The organism is Aeromonas sp. A35_P, assembly GCF_002259925.1.
Lineage (GTDB): Bacteria > Pseudomonadota > Gammaproteobacteria > Enterobacterales > Aeromonadaceae > Aeromonas > Aeromonas dhakensis.
Genome location: NZ_NEVB01000253.1, coordinates 1 through 23,473, shown reverse-complemented (window position 1 = coordinate 23,473; position 23,473 = coordinate 1). Strand labels below are relative to the sequence as shown.

Annotated in this window: 22 protein-coding genes and 1 pseudogene; 10 read left to right on the top strand and 13 right to left on the bottom strand. The window is 62.9% G+C overall.

Features of this window, described 5'->3' with window-relative positions; all coding sequences use genetic code 11:
• Nucleotides 1-245 precede the first annotated feature (245 nt).
• The 3 genes and pseudogenes from CAK78_RS21110 (at nucleotide 246) to CAK78_RS21100 (ending at nucleotide 3,748) form a co-directional block, all read left to right on the top strand.
• A pseudogene (locus CAK78_RS21110) lies at nucleotides 246-1,760 on the top strand (YifB family Mg chelatase-like AAA ATPase).
• A gap of 126 nt (nucleotides 1,761-1,886) precedes the next feature.
• Complete coding sequence (locus CAK78_RS21105; protein WP_094698590.1) at nucleotides 1,887-2,801, top strand: acyltransferase; 915 nt, start codon at nucleotides 1,887-1,889, stop codon at nucleotides 2,799-2,801.
• On the top strand, nucleotides 2,795-3,748 hold the full coding sequence (locus CAK78_RS21100) for an acyltransferase (RefSeq protein ID WP_176452881.1): 954 nt from the start codon (nucleotides 2,795-2,797) through the stop codon (nucleotides 3,746-3,748). The genes CAK78_RS21105 and CAK78_RS21100 overlap by 7 nt, the downstream gene beginning before the upstream one ends.
• On the opposite strand, the gene CAK78_RS21095 is transcribed toward CAK78_RS21100, so the two are convergent.
• Together CAK78_RS21095 and CAK78_RS21090 are read right to left on the bottom strand one after the other, a co-directional pair.
• Nucleotides 3,694-4,179 carry a DUF523 domain-containing protein gene (locus CAK78_RS21095; protein WP_094698588.1) on the bottom strand — a complete coding sequence of 162 codons (486 nt, stop codon included), beginning with the start codon at nucleotides 4,177-4,179 and terminating at the stop codon, nucleotides 3,694-3,696. The two genes, CAK78_RS21100 and CAK78_RS21095, sit on opposite strands and share 55 nt — an antisense overlap.
• A 102-nt stretch (nucleotides 4,180-4,281) precedes the next feature.
• On the bottom strand, nucleotides 4,282-4,932 hold the full coding sequence (locus CAK78_RS21090; RefSeq protein WP_094698587.1) for an NUDIX hydrolase: 651 nt from the start codon (nucleotides 4,930-4,932) through the stop codon (nucleotides 4,282-4,284).
• A gap of 75 nt (nucleotides 4,933-5,007) precedes the next feature.
• Between CAK78_RS21090 and CAK78_RS21085 the strand changes: the two genes are divergently transcribed.
• The 5 genes from CAK78_RS21085 to phnE all read left to right on the top strand — a co-directional run bounded on the left by CAK78_RS21085 (nucleotide 5,008) and on the right by phnE (nucleotide 10,158).
• Nucleotides 5,008-5,643, top strand: coding sequence for a nicotinamidase (locus CAK78_RS21085; protein WP_042050031.1), 636 nt, complete (start codon nucleotides 5,008-5,010; stop codon nucleotides 5,641-5,643).
• Between the two features lies 1 nt (nucleotide 5,644).
• Nucleotides 5,645-6,823 (top strand): nicotinate phosphoribosyltransferase, encoded by a 1,179-nt coding sequence (gene pncB, locus CAK78_RS21080; protein ID WP_094698586.1) that lies wholly within the window; start codon nucleotides 5,645-5,647, stop codon nucleotides 6,821-6,823.
• Between the two features lie 124 nt (nucleotides 6,824-6,947).
• Nucleotides 6,948-7,793, top strand: coding sequence for a putative selenate ABC transporter substrate-binding protein (locus tag CAK78_RS21075; protein WP_094698585.1), 846 nt, complete (start codon nucleotides 6,948-6,950; stop codon nucleotides 7,791-7,793).
• A complete protein-coding gene (locus tag CAK78_RS21070) occupies nucleotides 7,790-8,623 on the top strand; it encodes a phosphonate ABC transporter ATP-binding protein (protein WP_094698584.1) in 834 nt (277 codons plus the stop codon). The genes CAK78_RS21075 and CAK78_RS21070 overlap by 4 nt, the downstream gene beginning before the upstream one ends.
• Nucleotides 8,611-10,158, top strand: coding sequence for a phosphonate ABC transporter, permease protein PhnE (gene phnE / locus CAK78_RS21065; protein ID WP_094698583.1), 1,548 nt, complete (start codon nucleotides 8,611-8,613; stop codon nucleotides 10,156-10,158). Before CAK78_RS21070 ends, phnE begins: the two co-directional genes overlap by 13 nt.
• A gap of 70 nt (nucleotides 10,159-10,228) precedes the next feature.
• On the opposite strand, the gene CAK78_RS21060 is transcribed toward phnE, so the two are convergent.
• From CAK78_RS21060 to rph, 9 genes are all read right to left on the bottom strand, one after another.
• On the bottom strand, nucleotides 10,229-10,837 hold the full coding sequence (locus tag CAK78_RS21060; RefSeq protein WP_005306845.1) for a thiol:disulfide interchange protein DsbA/DsbL: 609 nt from the start codon (nucleotides 10,835-10,837) through the stop codon (nucleotides 10,229-10,231).
• 225 nt (nucleotides 10,838-11,062) lie between these two features.
• On the bottom strand, nucleotides 11,063-12,052 hold the full coding sequence (locus CAK78_RS21055) for a serine/threonine protein kinase (RefSeq protein WP_094698582.1): 990 nt from the start codon (nucleotides 12,050-12,052) through the stop codon (nucleotides 11,063-11,065).
• Nucleotides 12,053-12,126: 74 nt separating this feature from the next.
• Nucleotides 12,127-13,575, bottom strand: coding sequence for a cytochrome c oxidase accessory protein CcoG (gene ccoG / locus CAK78_RS21050; protein WP_005306854.1), 1,449 nt, complete (start codon nucleotides 13,573-13,575; stop codon nucleotides 12,127-12,129).
• A 198-nt stretch (nucleotides 13,576-13,773) separates the two neighbouring features.
• Complete coding sequence (locus CAK78_RS21045; protein ID WP_005306857.1) at nucleotides 13,774-14,037, bottom strand: YihD family protein; 264 nt, start codon at nucleotides 14,035-14,037, stop codon at nucleotides 13,774-13,776.
• A gap of 30 nt (nucleotides 14,038-14,067) precedes the next feature.
• Nucleotides 14,068-15,222, bottom strand: coding sequence for a GGDEF domain-containing protein (locus tag CAK78_RS21040; protein WP_176452880.1), 1,155 nt, complete (start codon nucleotides 15,220-15,222; stop codon nucleotides 14,068-14,070).
• Nucleotides 15,223-15,306: 84 nt separating this feature from the next.
• Nucleotides 15,307-15,696, bottom strand: coding sequence for a Cu(I)-responsive transcriptional regulator (gene cueR / locus CAK78_RS21035; protein WP_005306864.1), 390 nt, complete (start codon nucleotides 15,694-15,696; stop codon nucleotides 15,307-15,309).
• Between the two features lie 10 nt (nucleotides 15,697-15,706).
• Nucleotides 15,707-18,139, bottom strand: a complete 2,433-nt coding sequence (locus tag CAK78_RS21030) for a heavy metal translocating P-type ATPase (protein ID WP_094698581.1) — start codon at nucleotides 18,137-18,139, stop codon at nucleotides 15,707-15,709.
• 176 nt (nucleotides 18,140-18,315) lie between these two features.
• Nucleotides 18,316-18,969, bottom strand: a complete 654-nt coding sequence (pyrE, locus tag CAK78_RS21025) for an orotate phosphoribosyltransferase (protein WP_094698580.1) — start codon at nucleotides 18,967-18,969, stop codon at nucleotides 18,316-18,318.
• 75 nt (nucleotides 18,970-19,044) lie between these two features.
• On the bottom strand, nucleotides 19,045-19,761 hold the full coding sequence (rph, locus tag CAK78_RS21020; protein ID WP_026141559.1) for a ribonuclease PH: 717 nt from the start codon (nucleotides 19,759-19,761) through the stop codon (nucleotides 19,045-19,047).
• A 147-nt stretch (nucleotides 19,762-19,908) separates the two neighbouring features.
• Between rph and CAK78_RS21015 the strand changes: the two genes are divergently transcribed.
• Complete coding sequence (locus tag CAK78_RS21015) at nucleotides 19,909-20,772, top strand: YicC/YloC family endoribonuclease (protein WP_054543738.1); 864 nt, start codon at nucleotides 19,909-19,911, stop codon at nucleotides 20,770-20,772.
• 50 nt (nucleotides 20,773-20,822) lie between these two features.
• Here the strand turns inward: CAK78_RS21015 and CAK78_RS21010 are convergent, their stop codons facing one another.
• On the bottom strand, nucleotides 20,823-22,022 hold the full coding sequence (locus tag CAK78_RS21010) for a histidine decarboxylase (RefSeq protein WP_094698579.1): 1,200 nt from the start codon (nucleotides 22,020-22,022) through the stop codon (nucleotides 20,823-20,825).
• Between the two features lie 66 nt (nucleotides 22,023-22,088).
• Nucleotides 22,089-22,325 carry a phosphopantetheine-binding protein gene (locus CAK78_RS21005; protein ID WP_303396027.1) on the bottom strand — a complete coding sequence of 79 codons (237 nt, stop codon included), beginning with the start codon at nucleotides 22,323-22,325 and terminating at the stop codon, nucleotides 22,089-22,091.
• 17 nt (nucleotides 22,326-22,342) lie between these two features.
• On the opposite strand from CAK78_RS21005, the gene CAK78_RS21000 reads away from it, so the two are divergent.
• Nucleotides 22,343-23,335, top strand: a complete 993-nt coding sequence (locus CAK78_RS21000; RefSeq protein WP_094698362.1) for an IS5 family transposase — start codon at nucleotides 22,343-22,345, stop codon at nucleotides 23,333-23,335.
• Nucleotides 23,336-23,473 lie beyond the last annotated feature (138 nt).

Here is a 23,473-nt window from a genome sequence, read left to right as displayed (position 1 = left end):
CCACTAGGACCACAATAATGCTGACGAAACGGGAGGCCATGTTCATAGTTACAACCGGAAATCCTGTGAAATTGGGGCGGTTTTTACCGCGAATGGCTATTAGAACTAGCACGGTGAATTTTATTGGGCAAGCGTTTTTTGCCTGACAAGACTCTGATTTTCACTGAGTCCAATCGCATCGGTTGGAACAAAAAACTAATAAAAAACGGTTAACCAGCATATACATCAAACCAAGGACGGGATTTATGTCATTAGCTGTGGTTTATAGCCGTGCCAGCTTAGGTGTCGCGGCCCCGCAAGTCACGGTGGAAGTGCACCTCTCCAACGGTCTGCCCGCCTTCAACATGGTGGGACTGCCGGAAACCTCGGTGAAGGAGTCGCGGGATAGGGTGCGCAGCGCCCTGCTCAACGGCAATTTCGAGTTCCCCTCCAAACACATCACGGTCAATCTGGCTCCCGCCGATCTGCCCAAGGAGGGGGGCCGTTTCGATCTGGCCATCGCCATCGGTATTCTCGCCGCATCCAAGCAGATACCTGCAAAATACCTGCTGGATCACGAATTTTTGGGGGAACTGGCCCTGACCGGCGAGATCCGCCCCGTGCTCGGTGTGCTGCCCGCCGTGCTCGCCTGCCGCGATGCCGGGCGCACCCTGCTGGTACCGCGAGATAACGGCCCCGAAGCCTCGCTGATCTAGGACGCCGAAGTGCGCACCGCCCACCAGCTGCTGGCCGTCACCGCCTGGCTGGCGGGTCAATACGAGCTGCCACTGCCGGATCCCCAGACCACGGATGCCCTGCCCGATGTACCGGATCTGCAGGATGTGATCGGCCAGTCCCAAGCCAAGCGGGCGCTGGAGATCGCCGCCGCCGGCAGCCACAACCTGCTGTTCATCGGCCCGCCCGGCACCGGCAAGAGCATGCTGGCCAGCCGCTTGCCCGGCATTCTGCCACCGCTGAGCGAACAGGAGGCGCAGCAGACCGCCGCCATCCACTCCATCGGCGGCCTCACCCCGCGCGCCGGTCACTGGCACCACAGGCCCTATCGCACGCCGCACCACAGTGCCTCGGCAGTGGCGCTGGTGGGAGGCGGCAGCCACCCGCGGCCCGGTGAAATATCCCTGGCCCACAACGGGGTGCTGTTTCTGGATGAACTGCCGGAGTTCGAGCGCAAGGTGCTCGACTCCCTGCGCGAGCCGCTGGAAACGGGCCACATCACCATCAGCCGGGCCGCCCGTCAGGTGGATTTCCCCGCTCGCTTCCAGCTGGTCGGCGCCATGAACCCCAGCCCTTGCGGTCACTATGGCGACGGCCAGACCCGCTCCAGTCCGGATCAGATCCTGCGCTACCTCGGCAAGCTTTCCGGCCCCTTCCTCGACCGCTTCGACCTGACGGTAGAGGTGCCGCTGCTGCCCAAGGGGAGCCTGACCGGCAAGGCGGAGCGGGGGGAGTCGAGCGGTCAGATCCGCGAGCGGGTGCTAGGGGCGCGCGAGCGCATGCTGAACCGCAACGGCAAGCTCAACAACCTGCTTGATAGCCGTGAAATCGAAGAAATTTGCCGCTTATCGTCGCAGGATGCCGAGTTTCTGGAGAACGCCATCCAGAGGCTGGGGCTCAGCATCCGGGCCTGGCACCGCATCCTGCGGGTATCGCGCACCATCGCCGATCTGGCGGGGCACGCCGCCATCGAAAGAGAGCACCTGATCGAGGCGCTCGGCTATCGGGCCATGGATCGGCTGCTGTCACGACTGCGCAGCGGTTGATCGACGGGAAAGCATGAGTCCTTCTTCGTGACGGCTCTTAATGGTCTCGCGGGCCATCGGCTGATATTATGGCCACAGATCTGACCACTTGATGGCCCTTTATCGACAGCAAGACGGACCCGACCCATGCCCAACAAGCTGATTGAGCGACTGCGCGGCAGCCTCTCGACCCTGCTCTATTTTCTCAACACCCTGTTCTGGTTTATCCCGATCCTCTCGCTGGGCCTGCTCAAGTTGGTGCTGCCCCTCAAGGGCTGGCGCACCTTCTGCAATACCCTGCTGGATGGCAGTGCAGGCTGCTGGATCGGTTTCAACAACCTGATCCAGAAAACCATCATCAAAACCCCTTTCGATGTGGTCGGAGTGGACAAAGGGCACCGGAATGAGTGGTATATGGTGATTGCCAACCATCAGTCCTGGGTCGACATACTGGTACTGCAGCGGGTTTTTAATCAAAAAATCCCCTTCCTGAAGTTTTTCCTCAAGAAAGAACTGATTTGGGTACCTTTCCTCGGGCTGGCCTGGTGGGCGCTGGACTTCCCCTTCATGCAGCGATATTCCCGTAAACTGCTGGAAAAGAAGCCCCATCTGAAGGGAAAAGACATAGATACCACGCGCAAGGCCTGTGCCAAGTACCGCCACATGCCGGTGAGCGTGATGAACTTCGTGGAGGGCACCCGCTTCACCGCCCGCAAACACGACAAACAGGCAGCGCCCTATCGCCACCTGCTGCACCCGAGGGCTGGCGGCATTGCCTTCACCCTGGCAGCCATGGGCGATCAGCTGCACAAACTGGTGGATGTCACCATCGCCTATCCGGGCGGCATCCCCAGCTACTGGGACTTCATGTGCGGTCGGGTCAAGGAGATCAAGGTTCGGGTCCGCTTTCTGCCGATCGAACGCAATCTGGTGGGGGATTACTTCAATGACCCCGTGTTCCAACAAGAGTTTCAGCAGTGGTTGAACGGGATCTGGCACGAGAAGGACCAGACCCTGAACCAGCTGCTGGCAGACAAGACGCCCCAAACTACGCCATGCTAAGCCTGCTCCCGGGTCCGCTGGTGCTGCTCATAAGCGCCAGCCTGACCATACTGTTTACCGCCCTGTGCGCCAGCCTGATCCTGCTGGTGTCGCTGGTCAAACTGCTGCCCGTTCCGCCCCTGGCCCGTACCTGCAGCCGGCTCAACAACCGCTTCATGCGGCTGTGGCTGGCCTGCAACGCCCTGGTGATCCGCCTCACCACCCGCATCGACTGGCAGGTGGAGGACGACACCCGGTTGCGCAAGGATGGCTGGTATCTCATCATCAGCAACCACATGAGCTGGACCGACATAGTCGTGCTCGGCCACCTGTTTCGCGACCGGCTACCGGTGCCCAAGTTCTTCATGAAGCACGAGCTCATCTACATTCCGCTGCTGGGGCTGGCCTGCTGGGGGCTGGACATGCCCTTTATGCGTCGCTACTCACGGGAGTTCTTGCTGCGCAACCCGCATCTGCGAGGCAAGGATATCGAGACCACCCGCAACGCCTGCGAGCAGTTTCGCCACATCCCCACCACCGTCATCAACTTCGTGGAAGGGACCCGCTTCACCGAGGCGAAGCGCGATGCTTCCCGCTCCCGATACCAGCATCTGATGCCGCCCAAGGCGGCGGGGCTGGCCTTCACCCTGGCGGCCATAGGGGATCAGTTCGACAGCCTGATCAACGTCACCATCAGCTATCCGGACAACGTCGAGACCCCCTTCAAGGACTTCCTGATGGGGCGGATGAAGCGTATCCGGGTGCGGATCGAGGAGCTGCCGGTGGACGAGCAGCTGGTGGGGGATTACTTCAATGACAAGCAGTTCAAGCGCGGCTTCCAGGAGTGGCTGAACCAGCGCTGGCAGGAGAAAGACGCCGTACTGGCGCAGTGGCAGGCGACCGATGCGGCGGCTCAGACCGAGCCGCAGGCAGCCGAGGCGAGCGCCGAGGCCAGCTCGGGCAGCTGATCCTCGCTGAACACGGCGATGCCATGGCGACGCAGCAGGGCAGTGGTCATGCCCTCGCCCGCCACGGATTGCCCCTCGAAGCGGCCGTTGTAGATACGGCCGCTGCCGCAGGAGGGGCTCCCTTCTTTCAGCAGGGCGAAGCGAATCCCCTGCTGCTGACAAGTCGCCAGCGCCAGTGCGGCGCCACGCGCAAACTCCGCCGTGACATCCAGCCCGCTTGCGGTCATCACTAACTCCCCTTGCCGCTCGGCAGGGGGGCGTGGCGTCGGCAGGCCACCCGCCACCTCGGGACAGAAGGCCAATGCCCGCCCCTCGGCGCCCAGCTCGCGCAGCCAGTCGCTGACGATGCCCTTGCTCTGGCCGTCGTAGCGAACCGGCTGACCCAACAGGCAGGCGCTCACCAGCACCTTGTGCACGCTGGTCTCACTCATGCTTTGCTCCCCCGCTGGCTAAAAAACCTGGGCCCTCGTAGCGCAACGAACATGGACCCAGCAGACAGGCGCTTACCAATACCTTGTGCACACCTGCACCACTCATGCTTCCGCTCCGTGCATCACCTGATCGAACATCACGCAGCAGGGGCTCTCCAGCCGGTAGAGGATGGCGGGACGCTGCTTGCCGGTGCGCTTGCGGCCGGTGTCCACCAGGATATCGGCGCGATGGATGCGCTTGCGAAAGGCGGCCGTGTTCATCGGCGTCTGCAGGATGATCTCGAAGGCCCGCTGCACCTCGGAGAGGGTGAACTCGGCCCCCAGCAGTTGCAGTGGCAGGGTGCTGTAACGGCTCTTGATGCGCAGCCGCTCCAGCCCTCTGGCGATCAGCTGGGTGTGGTCAAATGCCAGGCTGAGCCCCGGCAGGGCAGCGAGCGGGTGCCAGCAGCCATGGAGAACCTCCACCTCGGGATCCACCAGACAGAGGTAGACCAGGGTGGTGGACCAGCCACGGGGATCCCGCTCCAGGTTGCCCAAGGTGCAGACCTGCTCGCTGTAACAGTGGCCCAGTCCCCACTCGCTCAGCAGGCGATGGCGAGCCGCGTCCAGATCCCGATCCCGGGTCTCGTCGATGCGCAGGGCCGGCAGTTGCCAGCAGTGGGCAAAGGGCGGGCGATCGCGGGTCTCCAGCAGCAGCTCGAGCCGCTCCTCGTTCAACCGCAGCACCACCATATCCAGACTCATTCTCAACATGCCGATCGCCCTGCTCGCCTTCGATTAATGTTTGGTAGATAATATCACACGAATAGTATGTGCAGGAGCCACTCAATGGGAACCGTCGCCAGCCTGGATATTGATGCGCAGAAGGGGTTTACGCCCCTCTGCCCGAACGAACTGCCCGTCGCGGGCGGGGATGATATTGTGGCTGCGCTCAACGCTCAGGCCACCCTCGCCAGCCTGCGGGTCGGCAGCAAGGATTCACACCCGGCCAACGCCGCCTGGGCCGTCAGCGACCCTGCCGGCATGTTGCTGCCGCTGGATCTGCCCAACGCCGACCTCACCTGGCCGGTGCACTGCGTGCCGGGTACCCGCGGCTTCGAACTGCTCGACGGTCTGCCGGCCCCGGTCGATTACGACTTCTTCGTCTGGAAGGGGGTCGAGCCGGATCTGCACCCCTACGGCACCTGCTTCCACGATCTGGCCGAGCGCCGCAGCACAGGGCTCATCGAGTTTCTGCAGTCCCGAGGCGTCACGACCGTACTGGCCGGCGGCCTCGCCACCGACTACTGCGTCAAGACCAGCGTGCTGCAGCTGCGTCGTGCCGGTTTCCGGGTGATCGTCCACCTCGATGCCTGCCGTGGCATCGCCCCCGAAACGGTCGCTCAGGCCCACTCCCAGATGATCGAGGCTGGTGCCGAACTGGCCCAGACCCTTGCCGATGTACAACGCCTGCTGGACGCCTGATATGCCTCCTATTCTCAACAGCCTGCTCGATACAGATGCTTACAAGCTGCACATGCAGCAGGCGGTGTTCCATCGCTATCCGGATGCCGAGGTGGTGGCCGAGTTCCACAGCCGCAACGAGGAAGATCTGCTGCCCATGATGGGTCAGATCGAGGAGCAGCTGCGTCTCGCCGGCTCCCTGCGCCTGACCCGGCCCGAGCTCAACTTTCTGGCGGAGCGCCCCTTCTTTACCCCTGATTACCTAGACCACCTGCGCCGCAAGCCGCTGGATGCCTCCCTGCTCAAGGTGTTCGAGCAGGATGGTCGCATCAACGTGCGGGTCGAGGGCCCCTGGCAGGACGTGATCCTGTGGGAGATCCCGGTGCTCGCCATCATCAGCGAGATGCGCAACCGCTTCCGCTACCCCCAGTTTGGCGTCAACCAGGCACTGGAGCGGCTCGATCAGAAGCTCGACAAGCTGGAGCGGGAGCTGAGCCGGGAGGAGATGAGCGAGTTCAACCTCATCGACTTCGGCACCCGTCGCCGCTTCTCCCTCGCGGTGCAGGATGCGGTGGTGGGTCGCCTCCAGGAGCGGCTGCCGGCGTTTCGCGGCACCAGCAACTACCTGCTGGCCCAGAAGTACGGCCTGCCGGCGGTAGGCACCCAGGCCCACGAGTGGTTCCAGGCCCATCAGCAGCTCGGCTTTCCGCTCGAGCACAGCCAGCGTGCCGCCCTCACCAGCTGGCTGGATGAGTTCACCAACCACCTCGGCATCGCGCTCACCGACTGCATCACCATGGATGCCTTCCTGCGCGACTTCGACTTCGAGCTGGCCAGCCGCTATCAGGGGTTACGTCACGACTCCGGCGATCCCGTGGTGTGGGGCGAGAAGGCCATCAGCCACTATCAGCGGCTCGGCATCGACCCCACCGAGAAGACGCTGGTCTTCTCCGATGGCCTCAATCTCGACAAGGCCGTCGAGCTGCTGCGCCACTTCCGCGGCCGCATCAACACCAGCTTCGGCATCGGCACCAAGCTCACCTGCGATCTGCCCGGCGTCAGCCCGATGAACATCGTCTTCAAGCTGATCGAGTGCAACGGCGGCCCGGTCGCCAAGATCTCCGACAGCCCGGGCAAGACCCTGTGCCGGGACGCGGACTTCATCCGCAACCTCAAGCAGGCCTTCCACGTCGGGGTCTAACGCCTATTTTTGGGGGCGCATCTTGCGCCAGTGGCCAGTGGCCCCCTACCATTCTCTCCTCGTCAGGTCCGACTGGTGTCGGGCCTTTCTATTGCCCGAACGACAGCCCACCAAGGAATGCACCATGACCCGCAAATGGATATTCGCCCTCACCACCCTGTTCACCAGCCTGAGCGCCATCGCCACCGAACCGCTGCGGGTCTCCGCCATCCCGGACGAGGCCCCCACCGAGCTGCAACGCAAGTTTGCCCCGCTGGGTGACTACCTGGCCGAGAAGACCGGCCGCGAGGTGGTGTTCGTGCCGGTCAACGACTACGCCGCCGTTGTCGAGGCGCTGGCCGCCGGCAAGCTGGACATGGCCTGGCTCGGTGGCTTCACCTATGTGCAGGCCCATCGCCGTGCCGACAAGGTGGTGCCCCTGGTTCAGCGCCAGGAGGATGCCCAGTTCACCTCCAAGTTCATCGCCAATGCCGACAGCGGTATCAAGACCCTGGCCGACACCAGGGGCAAGGACTTTGCGTTCGGCTCCCCCTCCTCCACCTCCGGCCACCTGATGCCACGCCACTTCCTGGCCGAGCAGGGCATCAACCCGGAGCGTGACTTCGCCCACGTCGCCTTCTCCGGCGCCCACGACGCCACCGTCGCCTGGGTCGCCTCCGGCAAGGTGCCGGCCGGTGCGCTCAACGCCTCCGTGTGGGAAAAACTGGTGGAAGAGGGCAAGGTCGACACCGCCAAGGTCAAGGTGATCTGGACCACCCCCACCTACTTTGACTACAACTGGACCGTGCGCGGCGGCCTGGCTCCGGCCCTGCAAGAGAAGATCAAGCAGGCCTTCCTGAGCCTGGATCCGGCGGTGCCCGCCCAGGCCGAGATCCTCAAGCTGCAACGTGCCAGCCGCTTCATCGAGACCAAGCCCGAGAACTACCTGGGCATCGAAGCCGCCGCTACCCAGGCCGGCCTGCTGAAGTGATCGCCGTCGCGCTGGACGGGGAAGGATTGCGGCTCGGCCAGAGCCGCATCCTGCAGCCGTTCAACCTGCAGATAGCCGCGGGCGAGTGCGTGGCCGTCATAGGGCCGAGCGGCGCGGGCAAGACCAGCCTGCTGCGGCTGATCGGCACCGAGCTGCGTGGCGAGGGCAGGCTCACCCTCTGGGAGCAGGATCCCTGGAGTCTCTCCACCCGGGACCGCCAGCGGCTGCGCAGCCGGATCGGCATGGTCTGGCAGCAACCGCCGCTGCCCGCCTCCCAGCAGGTGGTGACCGCCGTGCTGGCCGGCCGGCTCGGCATGGTCTGGCAGCAACCGCCGCTGCCCGCCTCCCAGCAGGTGGTGACCGCCGTGCTGGCCGGCCGGCTCGGCCAGTGGTCCCTCGGCCGCTCCTTGCTCTCCCTGCTGCGCCCCTGCGACCCAGCAGGGGCGCGGGCCGAACTGGCCCGCCTCGGCCTTGCCGACAAATGGCAACAGCGCTGCGGCGAGCTCTCCGGTGGCCAGTTGCAACGGGTCGGCATCGCCCGGGTGCTCTATCAGCAGCCTGATCTGATCCTGGCCGACGAGCCCGTCTCCGCCCTCGATCCCGTGCTCGCCCAGAGCAGCCTGGATGCCCTGCTGGCCCAGGCTAGAGCCCGGGGCAGCACACTCATCGCCAACCTGCATGCGGTCGAGCTGGCGCTCGGCCGCTTCCCTCGCATCATCGGTCTGCGCGAGGGGCGAGTGCAGTTCGACTGTCCGGCGACGGCCGTCACGCCGGCCATGCTGGCCGAGCTCTACGCCGGTGACGACGAGGCGGCCCAGTGCACGCCTTGACCCACCGCTGGCGCCATCCCCTGCCCTGGCTGTTGCTGCTGATCGGCTACAGCCTGTGGCAGCAGGCCGACGGCTGGCTCGGTCTGTTCGACGGCCAGAGCTGGCGGCAGATGGGCAACTTTCTCGCCACCAGCTGGCCACCCCGTTTTGATAGGGACTTTCTGGCCCTGACCCTGACCGCGACCCTGGAGAGCCTGGCGGTCGCTACTCTGGGGCTGGCTGGCGCCCTGCTGCTCGGCGTCCCGTTTGCCCTGCTCGGCTCGCGCGCCCTGTCGCTGGCCGAACTGGGGCCGATTCCCAGCCCGCTGCGCAGCGCCTTGCGGGCCCTCTCGCGCCTCGTCGCCATCGTGCTGCGCAGCCTGCCCGAGCTCATCTGGGCGCTGCTGTTCGTGCGCCTGTCCGGGCTCGGGCCGCTGGCCGCCATCCTGGCCATCGCGGTCAGCTACGGCGGCATGCTGGCCAAGGTCTACAACGAGATCATGGAGAGCGGCGCCCTGCTATCGGCCCGCGCCCTGCTGCTCGGCGGCAGTGGCCGGCTGCAGGCACTCTGGTACGGCGTGCTGCCCGCGGTGCGCCAGGAGCTGCTCTCCTACACCGTTTACCGCTGGGAGTGCGCCCTGCGCGCCTCCGTCATCATGGGCTTCGTCGGCGCCGGCGGGCTCGGCCAGCAGTTCGAACTCTCCCTGCGCATGTTTGCCGGTGGCGAGGTGGTGACCCTGCTGCTGGCCTTCATCCTGCTGGTGACCCTGGCGGATGGCCTCAGCGCCTGGCTGCGCCATAGCCGCTCCCCCGGCCTGCTGTTGCTGACCTGCCTGGGACTGGCCGCCACCTTGGCTTGTTACCGGCTCGACTGGCGCATGCTGAGCTTTTCCTTCGGGGGGCTGGGCTCCTTTCTGGGGGAGTTTTTGCAACCGGACTGGTCATGGCCCTTCCTCAAGACGGTGGCCAGCGGCCTGCTCGATACGGTGCAGATGGCGCTGCTGAGTACCCTCTTCAGCGCCCTGCTGGCCCTGCCGCTGGCCTGCCTCGCTCGCCACTGCTGGCCGCTGCGGCTGCTGTTCAACCTGCTGCGCTCGGTACCCGAGCTCATCTTCGCCAGCCTGCTGGTGATCGCGGTCGGGCTGGGGCCGGTGGCGGGCATACTGGCGCTGACCCTGCACACCAGCGGGGTGCTGGCGCGGTTGTTCGTGGAGACCCTAGAGAACGCAGATCCCGCCCCCCGCCTCGCCCTGCAGCTGAGCGGGGCCGGGTCCATTGCCAGCTTCTGGTACGGGCTGTTTCCCCTGGTCACGCGCCAGTGGCTGGCCTACAGCCTCTATCGCGGCGAGATGAACCTGAGGGCTGCCACCATACTCGGCGTGGTCGGCGCCGGCGGGCTGGGGCAGCAGCTCTATGTCTCCCTGAGCCTGTTCCGTTACGATCAGACTTCCACCCTGCTGCTGGCCATCCTGCTGCTGGTCTGGCTGGCGGAGGCCATCAGCCGCCGCACCCGCTTGCCGCGCCCGGCCCCCACTCAGCGGGATTGCCAGATCTGACGCAGGCTCCTGATAAACAAAAAGCCCGCCGGTTTGCACCGGCGGGCTTTTTTCATGGGATCAGACGAGGTCAGTCTTTCTTGGCCAGCAGGAATTTCACCAGCTGGTTGAACTGCTCCTGGGAAGTAATGGATTCGATTTTCACCATGTACTTGCCATTGACCAGGAAGGCCGGCACACCGCGGATGTTGTAGCTCTCGGTGTTGCGGTCAAACTGGGAGACCATGCCGGAGACGGCGAAGCTGTCGACGGCACCGTCGAACTCTTCGGCCGGTACGCCGTTGTCCACGAAGATCTGCTTCACGTCGGCGCGGCTCTGCGGGATCTGACGCTGGGTGTGGATCTTGTCGAAGATGGCCGGGGTCAGCTTGCCTTCAACGTTCAGCAGGCTGGCAACGGCGTAGGCACGCTGCATCTCCGGACCCATTTCGCGGCCCAGGAAGGCCACCGGGTTCTTCTTCATCGGCACGCCTTCCGGCAGGTTCTTCTTCAGATCCTCGGCAATCGGCTCGAACTTGGCGCAGTGGGGGCAGTAGTAGGAGAAGAACTCCAGTACTTCCGGCTGGGCGCTACCGGTCTGCTTGACCACATCATAGTTGACGCCTTCCTTGAATTCGGGGGCGGCGTGAACCATGGGCATCATCAGCATGGCAGCAAGGAAAAACAGAATTTTTTTCATGACGTTTCCTGTTAAGGGATCACTGTGAGGCACGCCCGGCGAACCGAAGCAGTGCCAAGCCTATTGCGTCACCACTGCACAGTCAATGATCAAGCAGGGGGCGAGTCCCATCCCTCGCGTACCAGGTCGTCAACCTCTCTTCCCGCCCCCCGCGTCAGTACCGACGCCTTGATAGCCTGCCGCGGGTCTGCGGCAGGCATGGCGAACGGCCGACAACCCGCCGCATCACCAGCCCGGCATCAGGGTCAGGGGCGGCGCCTTGAGCGCCTCCAGCTGATCGTGCAGGGTGGCGATCTGCTGGCGCCAGTAGTGATCGGTGTTGAACCAGGGGAAATGGCGGGGGAAGGCGGGATCCTCCCAGCGCCGCGCCAGCCAGGCCATGTAGTGGACGATGCGCATGGCCCGCAGCGGCTCGATCAGCGCCAGCTCGCGCGGGTCGAACTCCATGAACTCCTCGTAGCCCGCCAGCAGGGTGTCGAGCTGGATCTGCTGCTCGCTGCGCTCACCGTTCAGCATCATCCAGAGATCCTGGATGGCCGGACCGGTGCGACAGTCGTCGAGATCGACAAACATGGGACCGTCGCGCCACAGGATGTTGCCCGGATGGCAGTCCCCGTGCAGGGAGATCTGTGCCACATCCAGGGTCATGGCGTCGCCGACATGCTTGATCAGCTCGTCCAGCACCCCGAAGAACTGCTTGGCCAGCCCGCTAGGCAGCCACTCGCCGGACGCCAGCAGCTGACGCGGCTCGTGCAGCATGGTCTCCACGTCGAGCCGGACGCGATGGTGAAACGGCTTGCTGGCACCGAGCTGATGGATGCGGCCGAGGTAGCGCCCCACCCACTCCAGCTGGTCGAGGTTGTCCACCTCGAACTGGCGTCCCCCCACGCTCTGCCAGATGGCAAACGGGTAGCCCTGATGCTCCAACAGGGTCTCGCCGGCAAAGGCGATGGGAGCAGCGACCGGGATCTCCGCCTCGCACAGGCGAGCGGCAAACTCGTGCTCCTCGAGGATCTGGGCCCGGCTCCAGCGGCCGGGACGATAGAATTTCACCACGTAGCGGCGACGATCCTCGTCCTGGAACTGATAAACCCGGTTTTCGTAGCTGTTGAGCTCGATGAGGCCAGAGTCGAGCCGCAGACCGCTGAGGTCCAGCGCATCCATGATGAGGTCGGGAGTGAGATCGGAATAGTTGAAACGCATGTCATCCACCATAAGAAAGGGGCGCCGTTGCGCCCCATTCTATCACTACTGTCCGCCGTTGCCGTGCATGGCGGTGTGCCTTGCCGTCACAACCGGCTGATGAACTTGCTGGGCTGGCGCAGGGTCCCCTTGCTGTCGTCCGGCGCCGCCCCTTCCCGTTTGAGCACGAAGCGGATGTCCAGAGTCGGCTTCTTCAGGTTGAAGGGGTCGACCGCCACGCTCACCGGCAGGGTATAGATCTCGCCGGCCTTCAGGGTCACCTCGCGCGGACCGAACCACTCGTGCTCCGGCAGCCCCTCCACATCCAGCTGATAGGTCTGGGGATGCAGGGTCTTGTTGAGGATCTTGAGGGTATAGGTGTTCTCGATGAGCCCCTCGCTGTTCTCGCGGAACAGCTGGTTGCGATCCCGCAGGATGTCGAGCCCCATCGGCATGATGGACATGGCGTTGTAGACGAACACACCCAGCATGATGGCCATCACCAGGCCATAGCCGATCAGCTTGGGCCGCGCCACATGGGTGGAGTCGTTGGCCAGCTTGTGCTCTGTGGTATAGCTGATGAGCCCTTTCGGATAGCCCATTCGCTCCATGGTCTGATCGCAGGCGTCGACGCAGGCACCGCAGTTGATGCACTCGTACTGCAGGCCGTCACGGATGTCGATGCCGGTCGGGCAGACCTGCACGCACAGATCGCAGTCGATGCAATCCCCCAGTCCTAGCGCCTTGGGATCGGCCTTGCGGGAACGGGCACCCCGGGTCTCGCCGCGTTTGGTGTCATAGCCGACGATGAAGGTGTCCTTGTCGAACATGGCGGACTGGAAGCGAGCATAGGGGCACATGTGAATGCACATGATGGCGCGCATCCAGCCGGCGTTGCCGTAGGTGCAGGCGGCGAAGAGCACCACCCAGAAGATGACCCAGCCGCTGGCCTGCAGGGTGAAGAAGTCAGGCACCAGCTGGAACACATCCTGGAAGTAGGCGACGAAGGTGAGGCCGGTGCCCAGCGACAACAGGAGCCAGGCCAGGTGCTTGGCCCCCTTGCGGGCCAGCTTCTCGCCGTTCCAGGGCGAGGCGTCCAGCTTGCGGCGCTTGTTGGCGGAGCCTTCCAGCTTCTCTTCGAACCAGATGAACATGAAGGTCCACACCGTCTGCGGACAGAGGTAGCCGCACCAGACCCGACCCAGGAAGGTAGTCACGAAGAAGAGAGCAAAGGCGGCGATCATGAAGACCCAGGCCAGCAGGGTGAGGTCCTGCGGCCAGATGGTGGCGCCGAAGATGTGGAACTGCTGATGGCCGATATCGAACAACACGGCCTGTCGACCGTCATAGCGCAACCAGGGAATGGCGACGAAGAGCACCACGAAGAACCAGCCCATGGCCTTGCGCATCCGCTGCCAGTAGCCGGTCTGGGCCCGGACATAGATGCGGTTGCCGGGGTTGAACCTGTCGTCGCTGGCTTTGAAGGTATTGGGGTTGAACGTCCCCGTTACATCGCCGGTGACATCCTTGATATCGATCTTGTCCTGGTCGGCCATTGCAACACTTCGCTCCATTAATTAATTGTTATGGGGCGGATTATATCTTAAACAGCCTGCTAATTGTGTGGGCAAAATGTATCTAATGTTCGAGTGGTGTCGCAATTTCAAGCAACAAAAAAGACGTATCGCCAGTTGACGAAACGCCTTTTCAAGAGATTCCTTTGAAAACCTTCAAGCTTCCAGCAAGCGCACCCTTTACTTGATGCCGCGGGCCTTGAGCAGGGCTTCCTTGAAGTCGGGCACGTGGTCCTTGGCCAGACCGGGGATCATCGCCTGCTTGTCGGATTCACGCATCTTGAGGTGGTAGATCAGCATGTCGTCGGTCAGCTCGGACAGAGGCCCTTCAAATCCCGCTTCTTCGGCCAGTTTGGCAACAAACTGTACCAGGCTGAGATCCTGTTCCTTGATCCAGGCAGGCTGCAACAACTCCAGCAGCTCTTCGATACGATGACATTGCATAGACGACCTCTTTAATCTGTCTTGTGAAACTCAGGCAACCTTACCCATCAAGGCTACTTCGATACGATCCCGCCCATTATGCTTGGCCTGATAGAGGGCCGCATCCGCTTTTTGTATCAGCTCGCTGATGGAGAGGGTCTGATCCGGTACCAGGGTCGCCACCCCGAAACTGCAGCTGACCCGACCGGAAACCAGGGACTTCTGATGGGGAATGCTCAACTCCTTGAGGGCCACCCGCACGTTCTCGGCGATCTGCATGGCCCCCTGCATGCTGGTGCAAGGCAGCAGCAGCGCAAACTCCTCGCCGCCGTAGCGGGCGGCGAGATCGTCCTCCCGCCGCTGCACCTCGGCCAGCAGACCCGCCACCTGCTGCAGGCACTCGTCCCCCAGCTGATGGCCGTAGAGATCGTTGAACTGCTTGAAGTAGTCCACATCCACCAGCACCAGCGACAAAGGAGCCCGGGCACGGTGGCAGCGCCGCCAGGCGCGCTCGAGGCAGTAGTCGAGGTGGGCCCGGTTGGCGATGCCGGTCAGCCCGTCCAGCCGGGAGGTGAGCTTGAGGTGCTCGGAGACCGCCTTCAGCTCGGCCACCAGGTCGGCGTTGGAGAAACGGTGATAGAGGGAGGCCACCTGATCCCGCCGCAGGCGACGCAGCAGGGTCGGCAGGAAGACAAACAGGTAGCCGGCCAGCATGCTGGAGACGATCCGCTCCTGCTCGTTGCCCGCCCCCAGTTCGAACACCATGGCGAGCCCGAGCGGCAGCACGGCGCCATAGAGGGAGCGGCGACTGCCGAACAGCATGATGGCACTGCCGGTGAGGATCAGGCTGGCGAGCATCATCATGGCGGCGCGGTAGGTATCGGGCAGCTTGTCCATGTAGAGCAGCACGCCCAGCGCCCAGATGATGGAGGTGATGGTCACCCCGATGAAGAGTTCGCGCTCCAGCACCGGCAGCGGGATCTGTGCCAGCCGGGGCTGGCGCCAGCGCAGATGCCAGCCCCGGCAGAGCAGCAGCAGCATCACGCTCGCCAGCCAGCCGAGCGCCTCGCTGGCCGGCAGGTAGTCGTGGAACAGCAGGCTCCAGCCAAGTGCCAGCAGACCCAGGCAAGGCAGGCTGAATGAGGCGTGGGTATAGAGCTGGACCATGATGGCCTGCTTTACCTGACGTGTCACACTCTGGGTCAACTGCGTACTCCCTGTACAAGAGCCGCACAGTCTACCACTACCCCTTCGGAGCCAACAATAAAACGTCCGTTATTAAGCGGTTAGTCAGCCTCGCTCCAGCTCGTCGAGGATCGGGCACTCGGGGTTCTCGTCCCCGTGGCAGCAGCCGACCAGCCCCTCGAGGGAGCTGAGCATGGCCTGCAAGCCGGCGATGCGAGCGCGCAGATCGACGATCTTCTCCTGCGCCAGCTTCTTCACCTGGGCGCTGGTTCTGTGCTCGTCCCGATAGAGCGCCAGCAGCTCCTGGCACTCCTCCAGATTGAAGCCTGTCTCCCGCGCCCGCTTGACGAAGCGCAGCTCGCGCAGGGCCGAGTCGGTGTAACTGCGATAGCCGTTGTCACTGCGTACCGGCGCCGAGATGAGGCCGATGCTCTCGTAGTAGCGGATGGTCTTGGCGGTCAGTCCCGTCGCCTTGGCTACCTTGCTGATGTTCATGGATGACTCCTTAACGGTTCGATTCAGTGCTGACATGGTGGCTGGCATGGGCAAGCGCCCGCGGTTGCCAGCGTTTCAGTAACAGGGAATTGCTCAAGACTGTGATGCTACTCAGGGCCATGGCCGCCCCCGCCAGCTCGGGACTGAGGTAACCCAGCGCCGCCAGCGGAATGCCGATGATGTTGAACACGAAGGCCCAGAACAGGTTCTGCTGGATGGTACGCCAGGTGGCCGCCGAGATGTCGATGGCATCGGCCACCAGCCGCGGATCAGAGCGCATGAGTGTGATGGCGGCGGTCTCCATCGCCACGTCGGAACCCGAACCCATGGCGATGCCCACGTCCGCCGCCGCCAATGCCGGGGCGTCGTTGACCCCGTCCCCCACCATGGCGACCAGCCCGCGAGTTTGCGCCCGCAGCGCCTCGACCTTCTCCACCTTGCCGGCCGGCAGCACTGAGTCGAAGGCCCCGTCCAACCCCAGCTTGGCGGCGATATGGGCCACCGGCGCTGGCGCATCACCGCTCACCAGCCAGCTGGCGATGCCGCGCTGGCGCAGGGTGGCGATGGCTTCCGGACTCTCGGGGCGCAGGGTATCGGCCAGGGCCGCTATGCCGACCACCACGCCGTCGATGGCCACCCAGACCCGGGTCGCGCCGTCGGCGGGTCGTTCATCCTGTTGTGGCGGTTCAATACCGAGCTGGGCCAGTAGACTGGCATTGCCGATGGCGACCGAGTGGCCCGCCACCTGGCCGACTATGCCGGCACCGACCCGCACCTCCACCGCCTCCGGCTGGGGCAGCACGGCATCCTGACCGACCGCCTCGCGCATGGCCAGCGCCAGCGGGTGTTCGCTCGCCTGCTGCAGGGCAGCAGCAAGGCGCAACTGCTCGTCGTTGCCGCTCCAGCTGGCCAGCACCGGCCGCCCCTGAGTGAGCGTGCCTGTCTTGTCGAAGATCAGCGCCTTGATGGCGTGGGCCTTCTGCAGGGTATCCACATCCTTGATCAGAATACCGTGGCGCGCCGCCACCCCGGTGCCGGTGACGATGGCGGCCGGCGTGGCCAGCCCCAGCGCGCAGGGGCAGGCGATCACCAGCACCGCCACCGCCGCCAGCAGCGCCTGACCGAAATCGTTGCCGATGGCGTACCACACCAGCAGGGTAAAGAGGGCGATGGCCATCACCACCGGCACGAACACGGCGGAGACCTTGTCCACCAGCTGCTGCAGCGGGGCCTTGCCCATCTGGGCGCTCTCCACCAGGGCGATGATCTTGCTGAGGCTGGAGTCCTCCCCCACGGTAGTGGCCTCGATCTCCAGCACGCCGGAGCGGTTGATGGCACCGCCGAGCACCTTGTCGCCCTCGCCGCGCGGCACCGGCAGGCTCTCGCCGGTGAGAATCGACTCGTCCAGCTCGCTCTCGCCGCTCACGATTCTGCCGTCCACCGGTACCCGCTCACCCACCAGCACCCGCAGCCGATCGCCGCGCAGCACCTCGTCGATGGCGACGCTCTGCCAGCTCTCACCGCGCCAGACGGTGGCGGTTTCCGGCCGCAGTGCCATTAGTTCGCGAATGGCGGACTGGGTGCTGCGTCTGGCGCGGGCCTCCAGCAACTTGCCGAGGGAGATCAGGGTGATGATGATGGCGCTCGCCTCGAAATAGAGCTGGCCGCTGGCGGCCATCCCCAGGGTCAGCAGCAGATAGAGGCTGTAGAAGTAGGCCGTGCTGGTACCAGTCGCCACCAGCACGTCCATGTTGGCGGAGCGGTTCTTGATGGCGAGCCAGGCACCGCGATAGAAGCGGGCCCCGATCCAGAACTGTACCGGGGTGGCGAGCACCAGCTCCAGCCAGGCGGGCAGATGCCAGGGCAGCAGACCGGCCATGGCCAGCATGCCCGCCAGCAGCGGCAGGGTCAGCAGCGCCGAGACGATGACCCTGATTTGCGCCTGATGGGCGCTGGCGGCCTCCTGCGCTTCCCGCTCCAGCAACTGCTGGCGGCGACCGCTAGCCGAGCCCTGCGCCAGCTGGGCGCCAAAGCCGAGCGCCTCGATCTGCTCGCGCAGGCCTGCGGGCGTCTGCATCCCGGGTACCAGCACGATACGGGCCTGCTCGAGCGAGAAGTTGACGTCGGCGGAGATGACGCCGGGCAGCGCCGCCAGCATCTTGTTCAGGCGGGCCGAGCAACCGGCACAGGTCATGCCGCTGATCTGGAAGGAGAGCGTCTCGTGGCCATAGTCATAGCCCTGTGCCTGAATGCTCTCCAGCACCGCCGGCAAACGGTCGGGGCTGGCCAGGTCGATGGCGGCCTGCTCCAGCGCGAAGTTGACGGTCGCCTCGACCCCCTCCAGCTTGTTGAGGGCGGTCGTGATGCGGCTGGCACAATTGTCACAGCTCATGCCTGTGAGCGGCAGCTGCAGATGGATGGGTAATTGAATATGAGTGGTCATCTTGTTCCTCCCCGGAACCCGTCGGCCAGAACGAGCACCGACCAGCAAACCCTAACCTTTACTGTAAGGGTAAGCTCAAGCCACCTAACTCACTTTTTGCAGATGAAAAAATGGCGCCCGTTTGCTGCCAGAGAGCAAACGGGCGCCGCATTCAACTATTACGCGGTGTGATCGGCTCAGATGCCGTACTGGGCGCGGTACGCCTTCATGGCGGCCAGTTGCGTAGCCAGCTCCGGCTGCTCGGCCTGCTTCTCTTCCAGATAAGCGATCAGGTCGCTCATCTGGATGATGGCGATGATGTGGGCGCCGTAGTCACGCTCCACTTCCTGAATAGCGGAGAGCTCGCCCTTGCCCTTCTCCTGACGGTCAAGCGCGATCAGCACGCCAGCCAGGGAGGCGCCGTTGGCCTGGATCAGATCCATGGATTCGCGGATGGCGGTGCCGGCGGTGATGACGTCATCCACCAGCATGATGCGCCCCTTGAGCGGGCTGCCCACCAGATTGCCGCCTTCACCGTGATCCTTGGCCTCCTTGCGGTTGAAGCACCAGGGCACGTCCACGTCGTGCTGCTCCACCAGCTGCACCGCGGTGGCGGAAGCGATGGGGATGCCCTTGTAGGCCGGGCCAAACAGCACATCGAATTCGATGCCGGCATCCATCAGGGCTGCGGCATAGAAGCGGCCGAGACGGGCCAGATCGCGGCCGCTGTTGAACAGGCCGGCGTTGAAGAAGTAGGGGCTCTTGCGGCCGGATTTCAGGGTGAACTCACCGAATTTGAGGACCTGTTTCTCCAGGGCGAACTCGACAAATTGACGCTGGTAGGCTTTCATTCTGGCTCCTTGCTTGGCTTGTCGTTGTCTTGTGTGGGGGTATAAAAAAACGCGGTCAATGCCGCGTTTTTAAAATCATGCAAGCGACTGCTTCTGCAGCGCAATGATGTCGGCGATGCCGCCCTTGGCGAGCGCCAGCATGGCCAGCAGCTCTTCGTGGGTGAAGGGTTCGGCCTCCGCGGTGCCCTGCACTTCGATGATGCGACCATCTTCGGTCATCACCACGTTCATGTCGGTCTCGGCGGCGGAGTCTTCGATGTACTCCAGATCGCAGATGGCTTCCCCTTCGAACATGCCGACGGAGACGGCGGCGATCATCTGCTTGAGCGGGCTCTGCTTGATCATGCCCTTCTCCACCATCCAGTTCAGCGCATCCACCAGCGCCACACAGGCACCAGTGATGGCGGCGGTACGGGTGCCACCGTCGGCCTGCAGCACGTCGCAGTCAACTGTGATGGAGTGCTCGCCCAACGCGGTCAGGTCTACCGCGGCGCGCAGGGAGCGGGCGATCAGGCGGGAGATCTCCAGGGTGCGGCCGCTCTGCTTGCCGGAGGCCGCTTCGCGGTTCATCCGAGAGTGGGTGGAGCGCGGCAGCATGCCGTACTCGGCAGTGACCCAGCCCTGGTTCTTCCCTTTCAGGAAGCGCGGTACGCTGGTGTCGACGCTGGCGGTGCAGAGCACGCGGGTGTTGCCGAATTCCACCAGCACGGACCCTTCAGCATGCTTGGTGAAGTGGCGGGTAATGGTGACCGGACGAAGCTGCGCGGCAGTGCGATCGCTGGGACGTGACATGGGACGGACCTCTGGGCTGGCTCAAATTGGCGGGCGATTATAAGTGATCCCGCCCCAAATATCAGCCGCTAAAACCACGCTGTCGGCTGACGGAGCAGGCCTGGCTGAGTATACTGGCCCCACACTTCATCAAGCCCGGAACAATCAATGATTCACAGCATGACCGCCTACGCCCGCAAGGAACTCAAGGGCGACTGGGGCACAGCCGTTTGGGAAATTCGTTCGGTCAACCAGCGCTATCTGGAGACCTACATTCGCCTGCCGGAACAACTGCGCAGCCTGGAGCCGGTTCTGCGTGAGCGCTTCCGCGCCAAGCTGCAGCGCGGCAAGGTGGAGTGCAACCTGCGCTTCGAGGCCGCCCAGGCCGCTGCCAGTCAGCTGCACATCAATGAAGAGCTGGCCAAGCTCATCATCGACAGCGCCAACTGGGTGATGAAAGAGGCGGGCCAGGGTCAGCTCAATCCGGTCGACGTGCTGCGCTGGCCGGGCGTGATGGCTGCCGCCGAGCAGGACATGGACGTGGTCGCCACCGAGCTGCTCGGCGGTTTTGACCAGACCATGGAAGATTTCCTCGCCTCCCGCGCCAGCGAAGGGGCCAACCTCAAGGCGCTGATCGAACAGCGTCTGGCCGGTATTCAGGTAGAAGTGAAGAAGGTGCGCGTGCACCTGCCGCAGATCATCGAGTGGCAGCGCCAGAAGCTCACCGACCGGCTGGCCGAAGCCAAGGTGGAGCTGGATCCGGCCCGCATCGAGCAGGAGATCGTGCTGCTGGCCCAGAAGATCGACGTGGCGGAAGAGCTGGATCGGCTGGAAATGCACATCAGCGAGACCAACAAAATCATGAAGAAGGGTGGCGCCTGTGGCCGTCGCCTCGACTTCATGATGCAGGAGTTCAACCGCGAGTCGAATACGCTCGGTTCCAAGTCGATCAACGCCGAGGTGACCCAGTCCGCCGTGGAGCTGAAGGTGCTCATCGAGCAGATGCGCGAGCAGATCCAGAACATCGAATGACATCGGTTCGATAGCGTGAAAAAGCCATTGGAAACAATGGCTTTTTCTTTTTATGCGGAGCAGGCGAGCACAGGGTGCGCGCAGCCGGTGGGCTCGGCCGCCGGGCCGAGATCCCGCACTATGTCGCGGATCACCGCCTCCAGCTGATGAAGGCTGTGATGATGAGGCAGGGTGATGAGGTGGGAGTGCTCACCCGAGGTCGCCAGGCAATGACGCTTCCAGGTGCGCTCCGAGGGGCGCGGGAAGACCACGGTAATGGAGTGCGGATGCCGCCAGGCCGGCACCCCCTGCTGATTCAGCCGCTCCACCAGCTGCTGGGCCATGGCCAGGCAGCGCCCGGTCCGCTCACGCCACTGGGCCAGCGTCCGCCCCTTGATGGCGGCCCACATCAACAGGGGCGTGAAGCCGTTGCGCGATCCGCTGATGGTCTGATCGCTGGCCGAGATGTAGTCCACCTCCACGGCGATGCGATCCACAAAACGCCGCCTGGCCAGCACGATGCCACAGGGGATCGGCGACCCCATCATCTTGTGACCCGAGACACTGATGGAATCGATGCCGTCGGCAAATGAAAAGGCCGGCGCATCGTCCACAAACGGCAGTATCATGCCACTCAGGGCTGCATCCGCGTGCAGGTAGTAGTCCTGACGCGGGATGCCGATGGCCGACAGCCGCCGTTGAATGGCGCCGATGTCATCGACCGCTCCCTTCATGGTGGTACCTATATTGGCAAATATGATGGGATGACGCTCGCCATCATCCACTATCTGCTCTGCCAATTTATCGCAGTCAATTTCCCCGGTGGGTAGAGTGGGAATTTCCTTGGCCTTGATCCGCAGCAACCTGATTATTTTGGCAACCGAATAGTGTGTCTCTTGTGAATAATAGAGGGTGCCTTCAGGAAACAACTCTCTGGCAAGATAACAGCCAAACATATTGCCTTCGGTACCGCCATTGGTCACATAACCCCAGCTCTGCTCTGACGGGATTGAAAATAGCGATGAGAAATAGTGCATGACCTCTCGCTCAAATTCGAAGGTATTGAGCAAATAATTTCCTGGCGCGCCCCAGTCGCCACAGTTATTGATAGAAAACTGTAAAAACTTGTGCAGCTGGGAATAATCAAAGTCGGCAGCCTCCGGATAACCGACATTGAAATACTGATGGGTAAGGCAGAACTGCCAAAACTGCTCGAGCCTGTGCTGATCTTCTGCTGACAGCGTCATGATGGTGTCCGTGGCGAGCGCCATGATCTGGCGCCGCCCTTGCTGAATGATAAGAGCAATGCGTGAAATGAATTGAATATATACAGCCAGTCAGGCCGCCTGGGAGCCGCTCAGGAGCGCCCACCAGGCTGACAAGGTGGGCCTGCGCGCCAGCTCGTCAAAACCGACATCGACCCCCTGTGCCTTCAGCTCTGCGGTAAAGCGCATGATACTGAGGGAGTCCAGCCCATACAGCACCAGGCTCTCCTCCGGATCCAGTTCCCCCTCCTCCACCAAGGGAAAGTGCGAAAAAGTCCTTGATGTGAGATCATGAACCCCACTTGGCATCAGGGATGAGGTTCAGCATGAGTCACCAGCTCACCTTCGCGGACTGCGAGTTCAATGGCAAACGCCGTAAAACCCGTAAAGAGATATTCTTGGCTCGCATGGAGGCTGTGCTCCCATGGCCAAGGATGCTGGGGGTCATCGAACCCGTCTATCCCAAAGCTGGTAACGGGCGTCGTCCCTACCCACTCGATACCATGCTCCGCATTCACTGTATGCAGCAGTGGTACAACCTCAGCGACGGCGCCATGGAGGACGCACTCTACGAAATTGCCTCAATGCGTCTGTTTGCCAAACTCTCCCTGGACCAGGCTATCCCTGACCGCACTACCATCATGAATTTCCGGCATCTGCTGGAGCAGCACCAACTGGCACGCCAACTATTCGAGGCCATCAACCAGTGGCTCTGTGACGCTGGCATCATGATGAAGCAAGGCACGCTGGTCGATGCCACTATCATCGAAGCCCCCAACTCCACCAAAAACAAGCGGGGAGAGCGTGACCCCGAGATGCATCAGACCAAGAAAGGCAATCAGTGGTATTTCGGCATGAAGGCTCATATCGGCGTTGATGCCAAGAGTGGCCTCACCCACAGTCTGGAGACCACGTCAGCCAACGAGCACGACCTCAATCAGGTGGGGAATCTGCTCCATGGCAAGGAAGAGTTTGTGTTCGCTGACGCGGGATATCAGGGGGCAGAAAACCGTGAAGAGCTGGCCGATGTGAAGGCTGAATGGGCGATTGCCAGGCGCCCTGGCAAACTCAAGGAACTCAAAAAGCATCCTCGTAAAAACAAGACAGTAATTGCTTTTGAGAGGCTCAAGTCCAGCGTCCGCGCCAAAGTGGAACATCCGTTCCGGCTCATCAAACGTCAGTTTGGCTTTGTGAAAGCACGGTACAAGGGGCTGCGGAAGAACGACAACCAACTGGCGATGTTGTTTACGCTGGCGAATCTGTTTCGAGTGGAGCAGATGATACGGGGATGGGGTAGCTGCGTCCAAAATGCGAGGTAAGCCCCGAAAAGGGGGGGGTAATGGAACAAAAAGTCAGATTTGGGAGTAAATACGTCCGAATTTTGAAGTAATGAAATTTTAAAATGTGGGCATATTACTCATGATGAAGGTGCGATCCACTTGTTCGCACCTTCCCTA

What these genes read in the sequence shown, in the direction of transcription:
- CAK78_RS21105 (WP_094698590.1), top strand. Translation starts at nt 1,887, where the DNA reads ATGCCCAACAAGCTGATTGAGCGACTGCGCGGCAGCCTCTCGACCCTG.
- CAK78_RS21100 (WP_176452881.1), top strand. Translation starts at nt 2,795, where the DNA reads ATGCTAAGCCTGCTCCCGGGTCCGCTGGTGCTGCTCATAAGCGCCAGC.
- CAK78_RS21095 (WP_094698588.1), bottom strand. Translation starts at nt 4,179, where the DNA reads ATGAGTGAGACCAGCGTGCACAAGGTGCTGGTGAGCGCCTGCCTGTTG.
- CAK78_RS21090 (WP_094698587.1), bottom strand. Translation starts at nt 4,932, where the DNA reads ATGTTGAGAATGAGTCTGGATATGGTGGTGCTGCGGTTGAACGAGGAG.
- CAK78_RS21085 (WP_042050031.1), top strand. Translation starts at nt 5,008, where the DNA reads ATGGGAACCGTCGCCAGCCTGGATATTGATGCGCAGAAGGGGTTTACG.
- pncB (WP_094698586.1), top strand. Translation starts at nt 5,645, where the DNA reads ATGCCTCCTATTCTCAACAGCCTGCTCGATACAGATGCTTACAAGCTG.
- CAK78_RS21075 (WP_094698585.1), top strand. Translation starts at nt 6,948, where the DNA reads ATGACCCGCAAATGGATATTCGCCCTCACCACCCTGTTCACCAGCCTG.
- CAK78_RS21060 (WP_005306845.1), bottom strand. Translation starts at nt 10,837, where the DNA reads ATGAAAAAAATTCTGTTTTTCCTTGCTGCCATGCTGATGATGCCCATG.
- CAK78_RS21055 (WP_094698582.1), bottom strand. Translation starts at nt 12,052, where the DNA reads ATGGTGGATGACATGCGTTTCAACTATTCCGATCTCACTCCCGACCTC.
- ccoG (WP_005306854.1), bottom strand. Translation starts at nt 13,575, where the DNA reads ATGGCCGACCAGGACAAGATCGATATCAAGGATGTCACCGGCGATGTA.
- CAK78_RS21045 (WP_005306857.1), bottom strand. Translation starts at nt 14,037, where the DNA reads ATGCAATGTCATCGTATCGAAGAGCTGCTGGAGTTGTTGCAGCCTGCC.
- cueR (WP_005306864.1), bottom strand. Translation starts at nt 15,696, where the DNA reads ATGAACATCAGCAAGGTAGCCAAGGCGACGGGACTGACCGCCAAGACC.
- CAK78_RS21030 (WP_094698581.1), bottom strand. Translation starts at nt 18,139, where the DNA reads ATGACCACTCATATTCAATTACCCATCCATCTGCAGCTGCCGCTCACA.
- pyrE (WP_094698580.1), bottom strand. Translation starts at nt 18,969, where the DNA reads ATGAAAGCCTACCAGCGTCAATTTGTCGAGTTCGCCCTGGAGAAACAG.
- rph (WP_026141559.1), bottom strand. Translation starts at nt 19,761, where the DNA reads ATGTCACGTCCCAGCGATCGCACTGCCGCGCAGCTTCGTCCGGTCACC.
- CAK78_RS21015 (WP_054543738.1), top strand. Translation starts at nt 19,909, where the DNA reads ATGATTCACAGCATGACCGCCTACGCCCGCAAGGAACTCAAGGGCGAC.
- CAK78_RS21010 (WP_094698579.1), bottom strand. Translation starts at nt 22,022, where the DNA reads ATGGCGCTCGCCACGGACACCATCATGACGCTGTCAGCAGAAGATCAG.
- CAK78_RS21005 (WP_303396027.1), bottom strand. Translation starts at nt 22,325, where the DNA reads ATGCCAAGTGGGGTTCATGATCTCACATCAAGGACTTTTTCGCACTTT.
- CAK78_RS21000 (WP_094698362.1), top strand. Translation starts at nt 22,343, where the DNA reads ATGAGTCACCAGCTCACCTTCGCGGACTGCGAGTTCAATGGCAAACGC.